The 12,028-nt window shown below is 63.7% G+C and carries 11 protein-coding genes and 1 tRNA gene; 4 read left to right on the top strand and 8 right to left on the bottom strand.

The annotated features are described in order from the left end of the window. Nucleotides 1-177 precede the first annotated feature (177 nt). Nucleotides 178-570: a DNA-directed RNA polymerase subunit omega gene (gene rpoZ, locus RAD10_RS32550; protein ID WP_008133017.1), complete on the bottom strand. Its 393-nt coding sequence runs from the start codon at nt 568-570 to the stop codon at nt 178-180. Nucleotides 571-899: 329 nt separating this feature from the next. Between rpoZ and RAD10_RS32545 the strand changes: the two genes are divergently transcribed. Both RAD10_RS32545 and RAD10_RS32540 read left to right on the top strand, forming a co-directional pair. After that, nucleotides 900-1,544 carry a LabA-like NYN domain-containing protein gene (locus RAD10_RS32545; protein ID WP_461620617.1) on the top strand — a complete coding sequence of 215 codons (645 nt, stop codon included), beginning with the start codon at nt 900-902 and terminating at the stop codon, nt 1,542-1,544. Beyond that, on the top strand, nt 1,525-2,199 hold the full coding sequence (locus tag RAD10_RS32540) for a uracil-DNA glycosylase (RefSeq protein WP_461620616.1): 675 nt from the start codon (nt 1,525-1,527) through the stop codon (nt 2,197-2,199). Before RAD10_RS32545 ends, RAD10_RS32540 begins: the two co-directional genes overlap by 20 nt. Nucleotides 2,200-2,208: 9 nt before the next feature. Here RAD10_RS32540 and RAD10_RS32535 read toward each other — a convergent pair whose 3' ends face one another. Genes RAD10_RS32535 through dapA form a run of 4 tightly spaced genes read right to left on the bottom strand, consistent with a single transcriptional unit; the run spans nt 2,209 to nt 4,686 of the window. Beyond that, complete coding sequence (locus RAD10_RS32535) at nt 2,209-2,790, bottom strand: peroxiredoxin (protein ID WP_461620615.1); 582 nt, start codon at nt 2,788-2,790, stop codon at nt 2,209-2,211. 4 nt (nt 2,791-2,794) lie between these two features. Beyond that, nucleotides 2,795-3,268, bottom strand: a complete 474-nt coding sequence (smpB, locus tag RAD10_RS32530) for an SsrA-binding protein SmpB (protein ID WP_018320004.1) — start codon at nt 3,266-3,268, stop codon at nt 2,795-2,797. Nucleotides 3,269-3,327: 59 nt separating this feature from the next. Beyond that, on the bottom strand, nt 3,328-3,741 hold the full coding sequence (mscL, locus tag RAD10_RS32525; RefSeq protein WP_461620678.1) for a large conductance mechanosensitive channel protein MscL: 414 nt from the start codon (nt 3,739-3,741) through the stop codon (nt 3,328-3,330). Nucleotides 3,742-3,795: 54 nt separating this feature from the next. Continuing rightward, a complete protein-coding gene (gene dapA, locus RAD10_RS32520) occupies nt 3,796-4,686 on the bottom strand; it encodes a 4-hydroxy-tetrahydrodipicolinate synthase (protein ID WP_461620614.1) in 891 nt (296 codons plus the stop codon). A 225-nt stretch (nt 4,687-4,911) separates the two neighbouring features. Here dapA and RAD10_RS32515 point away from each other — a divergent pair, with 225 nt between their 5' ends. Beyond that, a complete protein-coding gene (locus tag RAD10_RS32515) occupies nt 4,912-7,374 on the top strand; it encodes a lytic transglycosylase domain-containing protein (RefSeq protein WP_461620613.1) in 2,463 nt (820 codons plus the stop codon). Nucleotides 7,375-7,974: 600 nt separating this feature from the next. Here RAD10_RS32515 and RAD10_RS32510 read toward each other — a convergent pair. Continuing rightward, nucleotides 7,975-9,546: a porin gene (locus RAD10_RS32510; protein WP_461620612.1), complete on the bottom strand. Its 1,572-nt coding sequence runs from the start codon at nt 9,544-9,546 to the stop codon at nt 7,975-7,977. Nucleotides 9,547-10,304: 758 nt separating this feature from the next. Between RAD10_RS32510 and RAD10_RS32505 the strand changes: the two genes are divergently transcribed. Beyond that, nucleotides 10,305-10,397: transfer RNA gene (locus RAD10_RS32505), tRNA-Ser, on the top strand. Nucleotides 10,398-10,546: 149 nt separating this feature from the next. On the opposite strand, the gene RAD10_RS32500 is transcribed toward RAD10_RS32505, so the two are convergent. Beyond that, nucleotides 10,547-10,756, bottom strand: coding sequence for a hypothetical protein (locus tag RAD10_RS32500; RefSeq protein WP_461620611.1), 210 nt, complete (start codon nt 10,754-10,756; stop codon nt 10,547-10,549). Nucleotides 10,757-10,851: 95 nt separating this feature from the next. Then, on the bottom strand, nt 10,852-11,118 hold the full coding sequence (locus RAD10_RS32495) for a hypothetical protein (RefSeq protein WP_461620610.1): 267 nt from the start codon (nt 11,116-11,118) through the stop codon (nt 10,852-10,854). Nucleotides 11,119-12,028: the final 910 nt, after the last annotated feature.

Below are 12,028 nucleotides of genomic sequence, written 5' to 3'. Positions count from 1 at the left end.
CCGGCCCGCTGTATACATCTTAGCTCCGATCGCGCTTGTGTCCGATCAATTCAGTGACAGGACGCATCGCCAACTACAACGCATGGTAACCACGAAAACGTCAACAAAAGCAAAGGCCCGAACACCGGTTCGGGCCTTTGATAAAATCACAAGAAATCGACGATCGCGACGGACGATTTACTCGTCTTCCTCGGGCTGCTCCTCGGGCGGCGCGAGGCCTTCGAGACCCTTCAGGAGCTCCTCTTCGGTCATGCGCTCGACGGCGACTTCGGTATCGTCCGCATCGACGCTCGCGCCCGCGGAACCGATCAGCGGCACCGTATCCGGCTCGGGCTCGTCGACTTCGACGAACTTCTGGAGCGAGTGCACCAGCTCCTCGCGCAGGTCCTCGGGCGAAATGGTCGTGTCAGCAATTTCGCGCAAAGACACAACAGGGTTCTTGTCGTTATCGCGGTCAACCGTTAGTTGTGAACCGGACGAAATCATGCGGGCACGGTGGGCAGCCAGCAGGACCAGGTCAAACCGGTTGTCGACCTTGTCGATACAATCTTCTACGGTGACGCGAGCCATGGACTGTCGCTCCGTTGTGGGTGGGACGAAATATGTGGATGATTGGGGCTAGTTATAGGGGCTGGGGCGGTTTCGCAAGGCCAATTTGTGATTTGGCCTCGCCAAACGGCTCTGCTACCCCCACATTGGGGCTGGGATGGGCGGTTACCCGGGCTGCCATCGACGGCGGCGCCGGGTCTATGAAAGTCCGCCATAACTATACCTTGTTTGCCCCGACTTCTCCGGATTTGCGGCTTCGACGGATTTCGGCGGCACCCTAGAACTGCGCGGCCTGCTGCCGCCGCGCCAACAATAAACGATCAATCACGAACACTACGCGAGCAAACTGAATGTCAGCTTCCTCTACCGACAAGATCGCGCTCTTCATCGACGGAGCCAATCTCTACGCGACGGCGAAAACTCTGGGCTTCGACATCGACTACAAGCGCCTGCTGAAGGAGTTTCAGAGCCGCGGAACGCTGCTTCGGGCGTTCTACTACACCGCCATCATCGAGGATCAGGAATACTCCTCGATCCGCCCGCTGATCGACTGGCTGGATTACAACGGCTACACCGTCGTCACCAAGGCGACCAAGGAGTTCATCGACGCCTCCGGCCGCCGCAAGGTCAAGGGCAACATGGACATCGAGCTCGCCGTGGACGCCATGGAGCTTGCCGAGCACATCGACCAGATGGTGCTGTTCTCCGGTGACGGCGACTTCCGCTCCCTGGTCGAGGCCGTGCAGCGCCGCGGCGTGCGGGTTACGGTGATCTCCACCATCGCCAGCCAGCCGCCGATGATCGCCGACGAGCTGCGCCGCCAGGCCGACGTCTTCACCGACCTCGTCGAGCTGCAATCCAAGCTCGGCCGCGATCCCTCCGAACGCCCCGCCCCGCGCGACCGCGGCGATCGCGAGGCCCGCCACCACGCCCCGCAATTCCTCCAGCGCGCAACCACCATGGCGCCGAGGGGCGATGACGACTTCGAGGAGTGAGGCGGCCCGGTCAAGCCGCCAGCCTCCCACCGTCGTTCCCGACCGCAATTGTCCGCTCTGTCCGCGCCTGGTCGCCTTTCGCGAGGCGAACCGGGCGCGCGAGCCGTTGTGGCACAACGCGCCGGTCGCGCCTTTTGGCGACGTCAAGGCACGCCTGTTGATCGTCGGCCTCGCGCCGGGGATGCAGGGCGCCAACCGCACGGGACGGCCGTTCACCGGCGATTACGCCGGTGACCTGCTCTATGCCACGCTGCTCGAATTTGGTTTTGCCAAGGGCACCTATCAGGCACGTCCCGATGACGGCCTGAAGCTGGTCGACTGCCGGATCGCCAATGCAGTGCATTGCGTTCCGCCGCAGAACAAGCCGCTGCCGGTCGAGATCAACACCTGCCGCCAGTTCCTCGTCGCGAATCTCGAGACGATGCCGAAGCTGCGCGCGATCATCGCGCTCGGGCGGATTGCGCACGACAGCGTGCTCAAGCCGCTGAAGCTGAAGGCCTCGCAAGCCCCCTTCGGCCACGGCGCCGTGCATCAGGCCGGCGCGTTCAGGCTCTACGACAGCTATCACTGCTCGCGCTACAACACGAATACCGGCGTGCTGACGCCGGACATGTTCCGGTCGGTGTTCGCGAAGGTGAAGGCGGATCTCGATTAGCGCCCTGGTTCAGGGCTTGGCCGGATTGGCCTTCAACCAGTCCAGGACGTCGCCGGCGTTCCGGTCGGGCGGGAACACCGGGTAGAACACATGCGTGATTCTGGCGTCGTCGACGATCAGCGCAAGACGCTTGATCAGCGTCAGGCCCGCGACCTCCATCGTCGGCAGATTGAGCGCGCGCGTCAGCGCCAGCTTCTCGTCCGACAGCACGGGGAACGGCAGATGCAGCCGTGACGCCATCTCGGTCTGGTACTCGTTGCTCTGGGTCGAGAGGCCGAACACGTGGGAGGCGCCGGCGCCCTTCAGCTCGGCGAACAGATCGCGAAATGCGCAAGTCTGCGGCGTGCACCCGCGCGCACCCGGGATCATGTCCCAATCGTCGACCAACGAAATCTTGCCGGGTTCGCCGGTGCGGGGATAAGCGAACACCACGGTCCGGCCGCGCAGCGCCGACAGCGTCACCGAGGTGTCGTTGGTCGCGAGCAGGCCGATTGGCGGCAGCGTCATGCCGGTCAGATGCGCGGCCGCGCCGTCGTCTTCAGGTGCGGGAATCTGGCTCCAATCGACCTCGAGCAGGTTCCGTTGATTCATCTCGCTATCCCCTCGCCCGCATCAGGCGGCCCTTCTCCCGGCTCCAGTCGCGCTTCTTTTCGGTCTCGCGCTTGTCGTGGAGCTTCTTGCCTTTTGCAACCGCCAGCTGCAGTTTGGCGCGCCCACGCTCATTGAAATAGAGCTTGAGCGGGATCAGCGTCATGCCCTCGCGGTCGACGGCGCCCATCAGCTTGTTGATCTGTCGGCGATGCAGCAGCAGCTTTCGCGGCCGCTTGGGCTCGTGATTGAAGCGGTTTCCTTGCAGATATTCGGGAATGGTGGCGTTAATCAGCCAGATCTCGCCGTCCTTGGAATCGGCATAGGACTCCGCGATCGTGCTCTTGCCGTTGCGGATCGACTTGACCTCAGTGCCGGTCAGCGCAATCCCCGCCTCGATCGTATCCTCGATCGCATAGTTGAAGCGGGCCTTGCGATTTTCCGCCATGACCTTGATCGGACGTTCGTTCTTTTCAGCCATGGCGACGAAACCTGAGCGCGATGCGCAGCGATGCTAACAGTTTGGATGAAGCGCGCGCGTCACTTCTTGAGGAGATCGCGAATCTCGGTCAGCAGCACGACCTCCTCCGACGGCTTCGGCGGCTCCGCGGGCTTGGTCTCTTCCTTCCGCTTCAATGTGTTCATGGCGCGGATCACCAGGAACAGCACGAAGGCAACGATGATGAAGTTGATCGTCAGCGTCAGGAAGCTGCCGTAAGCAAGTACGGCGCCTTGCTTTTTCGCATCCGCTAAGTTGGTAGCGGTCACCGCCTTCGACAAGGGGGCGAAGTAGTTCGAGAAGTCGAGGCCGCCGGTCGCGGCGCCGATGATCGGCATGATGATGTCACCGACCAGCGAGGTGACGATGGCGCCGAAGGCCGCGCCGATGATGACGCCGACCGCGAGATCGACGACGTTGCCCTTCATGGCGAATTCGCGGAACTCCGTGAGCATCCGCCTGCCCTTTTCGTCGACGCTCATGAACGGCCTCCCCGATAGGTCAACCCATCAGTTGATGAGGCCAGCGTGCACCATGGCGCTGCGCACGGCAACGCGGGTCGGCTCGGAGACCGGCACCATCGGCAGCCGCAGCGTCTCGTCGAGCTTGCCGAGCAGCGTCATCGCGTACTTGATCGGCGCCGGGTTGCTCTCGATGAAGAGGTTGTTGTGCAGCGGCATCAGCTTGTCGTGGATCTTCAGCGCGGCGGCATGGTCACCCTTGGCCCAGGCGGCCTGGAACTCCGAGCACAGGCGCGGCGCGACGTTCGACGTCACCGAGATGCAGCCGTGGCCGCCATGCGCCATGTAGCCGATGATGGTCGCGTCCTCGCCCGAGAGCTGGTTGAAATCCTCGCCCATCGCCGCACGCTGCTGCGACACGCGCACCATGCTGGCGGTGGCGTCCTTCACGCCGGCGATGTTCTTCAGCTCCCACAGCCGCTTCATGGTGTCGACCGACATGTCGATCACCGAGCGCGGCGGGATATTGTAGATGATGATCGGAATGCCGATTGCGTCGTTGATCGCCTTGAAGTGCTGGTACATGCCTTCCTGGGTCGGCTTGTTGTAGTAGGGCGTCACCACCAGCACGGCGTCCGCGCCGGCCTTCTCGGCGTGCTGGGCGAGCTCGATCGCCTCCTTGGTCGAGTTGGAGCCTGCGCCCGCGATCACAGGCACGCGGCCCTTGGCTTCAGCGATGCACCATTCGACCACCTTCTTGTGCTCGTCATGGCTGAGCGTCGGGCTCTCGCCGGTGGTGCCGACCGGGACCAGGCCGTTGGTGCCCTCCGAAATCTGCCAGTTGACCAGGGATCGGAATGCCGCCTCGTCCAGCGAGCCGTTCTTGAACGGCGTGACCAAGGCGGTGAACGACCCCCGGAATTTCGTCTTGGCTGCCATGGACTTCCTCCGTACGCGGCTATCTCTTGAGCAAGCCCCTTTCATATCGGGTCTATCCCGCCGGTAAAAGGCCCGCTTCCGTGTGACGCACCGTTTAGGCCGCGATTTTGCCGCGGTAGTGGTGCAAACCGGCCCGCGGTAAGCCGCTGTTGGTATTTTGTCCGCATATTCAATCAAATACAGCTAGATCTTGAGCCACTTGACTGATTCGGGGCGACCAAACCCGTGACCTCATTCCCTCGTGCCGCCTGGCGATCCACCGGTCTCATCGTGTGCCTGACGGTAGGGCTATCGGTCGGCTGCGCCGCCCTGGCCAAGTCCAATGAGACGACGGCGGAAGCTGGCAAGGACACCGCGAAGCCAGCTGCCAAGGACACCGCGAAGGGCTCGTCCAAGGGAACCGGCAAGGAAACTTCGAAGGACGCGGCCAAAGGAGCAAGCCAGGGAGCAAACAAGGGCGCGAGCAAGGGTGCCGCCGGCGCTCCGACCAAGGACGCTGCGAAGAAACCGGCCAAGGAGACGGGCAAGGACGCCGGCAAGAGCGCCGGAAAAGAGCCCGCGAAGGACAAGCCCAAGCCTGCCGCAGCGGCCCCTGCGCCGAAATCGCATCCAGCCGCCGGCGGTTCGCCACCGAAGACCGCCCCCGCGCCGGCCGTGACCGCCACCGTCAGACCTTCCGCCCCCGCGGCCAGACCGGCCGCGTCGCCGGTGCTGGCCCCGGCGACGCGCCAGCATGCCGCGCCGCGCAAGCCGGTCGTACCGGCAGCGGTCGCGGCGACGTCGTCGACGCCCCAGGGCGACAAGGACGCCCTCGAGAGCGTCATCGAGCTCGTGCGCAAGCGCAAGGCGGGTGAGGCCAGCAACGTCGCGGCGGGCATCTCGGATCCGGTCGCGCGAAAACTCGCGGAATGGATCATCCTGCGCAGCGAGGACAATGGCGCCACCGTGGAGCGCTACCGCGCCTTCCTCTCCGCCAATCCGAGCTGGCCGTCGCAGACCTTCCTGCGCCGGCGCCTCGAGGCCGCGATGTGGGACGACAGGCGCGACGATTCCGTCGCGTGGTCGTGGTTCGAGAACGAATCTCCTGTATCCGCCAAGGGCCGCTTCACGCTCGCCAAGGCGATGCTGGCGCGCGGCGACCGCGCCAATGCCGAGCGGCTGGTGCGCGAGGCCTGGCGCAGCGATCCGATGTCCGAGGATACCGAGAACAACGCGCTCGACCAGTTCGGCGCCCTGCTGACGCCGGGCGACCAGAAGGCGCGGATGGACACCCTGCTCTACGGCAGCGAGAACGAGGCCGCGCTGCGCGCCGCAAAGCGCCTGGGCGCCGGCTATGTCGCACTCGCCAAGGCCCGCATCGCCGCCGTCAAGAAGGCGCCGAACGCGCGTGCGCTGCTCGACGCCGTGCCCCGCGAGCTGCACAACGACCCCGGCTTCACCTTCAGCAGGATCCAGCTGCTGCGCCGCGAGGAGAAGTTCGCCGAGGCAGCCCAGCTCATGCTGTCGGCGCCGAAGGATCCGAACCGGCTCCATAATCTCGACGAATGGTGGATCGAGCGGCGTCTTTTGGCGCGCAAGATGATCGACACCGAGGAATTCCGCAGCGCCTATCTGATCGCGCGCGACGCCGCACTGCCCTCGCGCGACATCTACAAGACCGAGCAGGAGTTCACGGCCGGGTGGATCGCGCTGCGCTTCCTCAACGACCCCGCGGCCGCCACCCAGCATTTCGCCCGCATCGGCGTCGGCAGCGTCAATCCGACCGCGCTGGCGCGTGCCGGCTATTGGCAGGGCCGCGCCGCGGAGGCGGCGGGGCGCCAGCAGGAGGCACGCAACGCCTATGCCCGCGCGGCCGAACAATCGACCAGCTATTACGGCCAGCTCGCCCGGGCCAAGCTCGGCCTGCCGCAGATCGAGCTCAACAGCCAGCCGCGCGGCCGCGGCGCCGAGCGGCTGGAGATCGTGCGCGCCGCGCACCTGCTCTACGAGCTCGACGAGCGCGAGATGGCGATACCGCTGCTGGCCGACATGGGCGAGAATGGCGATCCCGAAGCACTCGCCGGCCTCGGCGAGCTGACCCAGCGCTACAACGATGCGCGCGGCATGCTGCTGCTCGGCAAGGCCGCGCTCAATCGGGGCCTGCCGTTCGACTTCTACGCCTACCCCGTCAACGGCATTCCACAGTTCACGCCGATCGGTCCCGAGGTCGAGCGCAGCATCGTCTATGCGATCGCGCGGCAGGAGAGTGCATTCAATCCGTCAGTAGTCTCGCCGGCGCAGGCCTACGGCCTGATGCAGGTGACGCCCGACGCCGCGCGCTATGTCTGCAAACGCCACGGCGCGACTTACGATCTGGGGCGGCTGAAGAACGATTCGGTCTACAACGCCACGCTCGGCTCGGCCGAGCTCGGCGGACTGCTCGAGGATTATCGCGGCTCCTACATCATGACCTTTGCCGCCTACAATGCCGGCCGCGGCAGCGTGAAGAAGTGGGTCGAGCGCTACGGCGATCCGCGCAACCCCAAGGTCGACGCGGTCGACTGGGTCGAGCTGATTCCGTTCTCCGAGACGCGCAACTACGTGCAGCGGATCATGGAGAACCTGCAAGTCTACCGTGCCCGCTTCGGCGGCGGCACACGGCTGCAGATCGAAGCCGATCTGCGCCGCGGCGCCGGCAGCGTGGAATAGCGATCCGCTCTTTCGATTCGCAGCCGCGCGCATGGGTGGCGAGCGCTGCCGTTGCCTCACGGTGAAGATGAAGGCGCCTGTCGCCACCGCTGCAAAGACAGATCAGCGAAGCGTATGCCGGCCGCGCCGACCAGCGGCAGTTCTCCGCCCGCGCGCCACTGCCAGGTATGGGAAGCGCGGAGCTCCCCTCTCCCACCCCAGAGCAATCGCATTTGGAAGCGCCCCCTCTGTGGCCATCCTTCGAGACGCCCGCCGTTGGCGGGCCCTCAGGATGAGGACGGAGTGTGCGGCAGCAGTCTTGGCGGGCATCGACGCCGCTTAGCCCATAGGAGACCGCCGCCGGGTCCGCGCAAGGCGCGGCCCGATGACAGGCTTCGCGGTCGTCTCGAAGGACGAGGCGCGCGCTCAGCTGGCGGAAAATGCCGTATGCGATTGCCCTGCCCTCCCGCTACGGCTTCCATCAGATCGCAACGAAGACCGATCAATGGAGAGCGATGCGCCAAACTTGGCCCATTGCGCGAAGCGCGAAGGCGAGCAATCGCAGCAAAAGAAAAGCCCCGGCGGTTTCCCGCCGGGGCTCTCTGTCAGGTTAGACCGAACTTACCAGTTGCGCTGAGCGCGGAGGAGCAGGGTGATGGTGTCCTGATCCTTCAGCTCGTACACGGCAGCCGGCTTGGCCGTCGTGCCGGCACCAGCGTAACCAACCGTACCCGAGTACTTCTGGTCGAGATGGGTCCAGTTCAGGTCAGCCGAGAACGTCAGGTTCTTGACCGGGGTCCAGCGGGTGATGATACCGACCTGGCCGATGGCGAAGTCAGGATTACAACCCGTCACACCAACAAGGCCACCGAACACGCCGCCTGCACCGCCAGCGCCGCAGAGCGTGGTCTTGGCGAGCGAGCCGAACTGCGCCTGAGCGTAGGCACCGTACAGCGCGGTGTTCCAGTAGGGATCCCAGTTATGGGTGTAAGCGCCGCGGAAGCCCCAGGTCTTGACGGTTTCCTGCGAGCTGCCGGTCACGAACACGGTGTCCGGAGCGATGGCGAAGCCGACGCTCTGGTAAGCAACGCCCGAGCTGCCGAACATCGAGTAGCTGCCGCCCGCCAGGTTCTGGAAGTTGTAGCGGGACGCGCCGTCGGTGTAGACGCCCGAAATGTTGATCACGTCACCCGCACCAGTCGGGATGTTCTTGATCGACAGAGCGAGCTGAACAGCCCAACCCCACTTGTCGTCGGGGTGGCCAGTCGGCTCGGTGGCGCCGTAGTAGGCAACGTGGTTGTCATGAGCAGCGACCGACGCCTGGAACAGACCCCAAGCCTGGTCGACACGAACCATACCGACGAGGTTCGGCGAACGCGAACCGCCGATGGCGTTCGAGCCATACGAACCACCGATCATGCCAGCCGCCGAAGCGCCGGTCATGTTGAGGTTGCCGGCCTGGTAGTAGGCCGTCGCGTCTTCCGCCGAGAACGACGCCGTCACGCCCTGACCGAAATCAGCGGTGTAGGTGAACTGGTTGACACCAGTGACCGTGCCGCTGCCGCCGACGAGGCTGTCGAAGTTGTTGCCGGGATAGTTGGTCCAGGGCGCGTCGAACTGCGACACGGCCTTACCCATGGTGAAGCCAGCGAACTGGATGAAGGCGTAGTACACGCCGAGCGAACCGCCCGAGGTGTTGCCGTCGGTGCCGTTGATCGACGAACCAACGAGCGCCGGGGTGGCGCCGGAGGTGTTGAGCGCCAGCGTGCCGCTGTAGGCGGTCGTGCCGGTCGCGCTGCCGGTGCCGGCATAGTTGCCGGTGGTCCAGGAGAACACGCCGTCGAAGAAGGTACGGACGACGCCGTACTCGGTCGCGGTGCGCGTGTCGATGTTGAGATCTTCACGAGCGCGCATGGTGTAGTAGTTCGTCAGACGGTTACGCGCGCCGTTGTTCGACGTGAGCTGACCGCTGAAGCTCGAGTTGGTGTTCAGCGCGACTTCAGCGCGCAGATAACCACCCAGCTTGATGCAGGTGTCGGTGCCCGGGATGTAGTAGAAGCCCGCGCCGTACAGCGAGCAGATCTTCACGTATTCGACCGCCTTGGCCTTCACGGGCAGATCGGCTGCTTGAGCTCCGCCCACGGCGATCAGACCCGCCGCTGAGCCGAGCAAAAGGCTCTTAACCAACTTCATGTTAAACCTCCAAGTTGCTCTTCAGGGAAGGTCACTGACCGGACGGCCAATTCCCCAACCCCCTCTAAATCACCGCTCCGGGCTCCTTCGCGTCTTCGGACACACCCGCATGAACGCGAGGGACTTAAGCGAAATGACCTAAACGGGACGACCTCGGGATGCCCCCCTCCGTCGCTCAGTCACAATTACCGAACGTCCTTGCACACACAACAAGAGAACGCTTTGAAACGGGCCTATGAAGCTTGTTTTCCGACGGGTGTTGCACAAATAACACGCAGATGTGATCGAAGCGCCTTCGCAACCAATTGTTTTCGTTGATGTTTTAGAGACGGTTCCTGCTGCCATCAAAGTTCCGCACTTAAGGCACCGCAAGCGAGATCTCGGCCTGGAGGGGCTTTGACGCACTCGAATCGTAGAATCGGAGGGAGACTCAAGGAGAACGCATCGACATGCTCCGCACCTCCAGCCTGATGCAGGCACGGCTTTAAGGTGCGCGACGAGCACCTTGTGCCGCCCGCCCCCCGCTCCATCGATTCTTCCAGTAAACTCAGTCCCTTACGCGAGCTAAGACGTTCTCATAGGCGGAACTATCCTTCGAGATGCGCCGGACGCTCCAACTCTGTGCCCGATTCTCGCAACGTTACGGCCACGCCCCGGGGCCAAACTGCTTTGTCGCGAAAATCGCTGGGAATATTCGAGCGAAAACACACGCTTCCAAATTGACCGGCCCGAGTAATTAGATGCATAAGGCTCGCACCGGAGAGGTGGCCGAGTGGCTGAAGGCAACGCTTTGCTAAAGCGTCATACGGTCTCAAGCTGTATCGAGGGTTCGAATCCCTCCCTCTCCGCCACCCAGCGGCAGAATCAATCAAGGTCTGGGCGTTCTTTCACCTGAAAGCGCTCGTGAGGCCGCGCGAAAAGCCTGGCGCAAGGATCGGCGCGGCGAGCTCCAGCTCGATTCGCGCCATCTTATATGTGTGGGTATGTGTGTGGTCCGTGCCTACCGGTGGAACCGCCAGATCCGCCAATGCGAGGGCGAAATCAGCACCGCTTCGCCGGCCCAGACGTTGTACCAGACGCCGGACCTGCGCCGGCACGGAAACGACCAGGGCAGAATCCCCGTCTTGTGCGGACGTCCGAGTTCCAGATCGCACTCATCGGGAGCGATCTGAATCGGCAGCCATCGTCCATTGGTGTCGAGCTCGCTCATGCCGCACGGGTCTTATGTGGCGGCACGACGAAGAAACTTGATTCAGCGCAACCAGGCCCACCCGTGCGAACACGGGTGCGGATGCGATTCCCGGTTCAGTGCGTGGAGACCCACGCCCTCGCCTCGCGCTGCGCGGCCGAGATCTCGGCATCCGACATCTGCCCGGCGACTTCCTGGCGCAGCGTCACGGCGTCCTTGCGGCCCTTCAGGGCGGCGAGGTTGAACCATTTGTGCGCGGCGACGAGATCGACGAGCCCGGAACGGCCGCTCGCCCAATAGATCCCGCGTTCGAACAGCACGTCCGACAGCGCGGTCGGGTCGATCGGCGTTGCCGTCTCCAGATCGAAAGTACCCTGAAACATAACGCATCCCCTTTTTTCTTGTGCCTTGCTCCCCCGAGCGCGGCTCCCGTCCAACTCTGATGTGCATGACCCTTCCCGGGACCGTGCACTGTTCAACTCATCCCTTGGTCTTCTTGCCCAACGCCGTTTGCCGGCTTGTTGGAGGCGATGATGGCGGGCAAATTTGAATGGCAGTTTAAGTATCGCGATGAAGCAGACGTAAACGCGAGCACGCGGCACCGGCGCGCAGAATTCAAGAAGTCCCTGATTTGCAGGCACTTCTGCGATTCGTCAGATTTGGTTTACCCTGGGATTTTGGGACATCGATAACCATCGCGCGCGGTGGGCGCATCCTGTGGCGTCCCAACTCGCTTTCGTCACGCGCCCCGGGCTAAGGCCAGGCTTCGCCGGGGCCCGTCGTCTTGGAACGCCGAAGCTTCAGCGAATGCGGCAGGCGGACGACCCGGCATTCCAGAGACAGCAACGTCGCTCGAGAAGCCGCGGCGTACCCGATCGCCCGGTCGGAGCCCGGCGATGACATCGCGAATGGCGAAGCGGCGTGCGAGCAGCACGCAATCGGGCCTGCCCAAGGTGGAGCGGCCAGCGCAACGATGACGCTATGGTCAGATCAGCAATGTGGGGAAAAGGAATGCCGGCAATACCCCGGCCTCAGGAGAACGAGGGCGTCGGCGAACACGTCAGGACCAGATTCCACTTTGACCGCGAGGCCACTCGTGAAATTGCAGAACCGGAGAACCGGCCCCGCACCGAACGAAGAAAACTTTGTTTCTTCTGCCGGACCGCGAAGAGAGCGATCCGACCGTTGACCTGATGTCTCGCCGACACCCTCTATCGTCGACCAGAACCTCTGGGAGGCGCTGATGACGTGCCGGCTCTCGAGGAGCCGGCAACTTCAGAAGCGAAGTTACTT

This window comes from Bradyrhizobium sp. 23AC (genome assembly GCF_054863025.1).
This window is presented reverse-complemented; position numbering and strand designations above follow the sequence as displayed.

Coding starts and splice junctions, on each gene's coding strand:
- rpoZ (WP_008133017.1), bottom strand. CDS start 570: ATGGCTCGCGTCACCGTAGAAGATTGTATCGACAAGGTCGACAACCGG.
- RAD10_RS32545 (WP_461620617.1), top strand. CDS start 900: ATGTCAGCTTCCTCTACCGACAAGATCGCGCTCTTCATCGACGGAGCC.
- RAD10_RS32540 (WP_461620616.1), top strand. CDS start 1,525: ATGACGACTTCGAGGAGTGAGGCGGCCCGGTCAAGCCGCCAGCCTCCC.
- RAD10_RS32535 (WP_461620615.1), bottom strand. CDS start 2,790: ATGAATCAACGGAACCTGCTCGAGGTCGATTGGAGCCAGATTCCCGCA.
- smpB (WP_018320004.1), bottom strand. CDS start 3,268: ATGGCTGAAAAGAACGAACGTCCGATCAAGGTCATGGCGGAAAATCGC.
- mscL (WP_461620678.1), bottom strand. CDS start 3,741: ATGCTCACGGAGTTCCGCGAATTCGCCATGAAGGGCAACGTCGTCGAT.
- dapA (WP_461620614.1), bottom strand. CDS start 4,686: ATGGCAGCCAAGACGAAATTCCGGGGGTCGTTCACCGCCTTGGTCACG.
- RAD10_RS32510 (WP_461620612.1), bottom strand. CDS start 9,546: ATGAAGTTGGTTAAGAGCCTTTTGCTCGGCTCAGCGGCGGGTCTGATC.
- RAD10_RS32500 (WP_461620611.1), bottom strand. CDS start 10,756: ATGAGCGAGCTCGACACCAATGGACGATGGCTGCCGATTCAGATCGCT.
- RAD10_RS32495 (WP_461620610.1), bottom strand. CDS start 11,118: ATGTTTCAGGGTACTTTCGATCTGGAGACGGCAACGCCGATCGACCCG.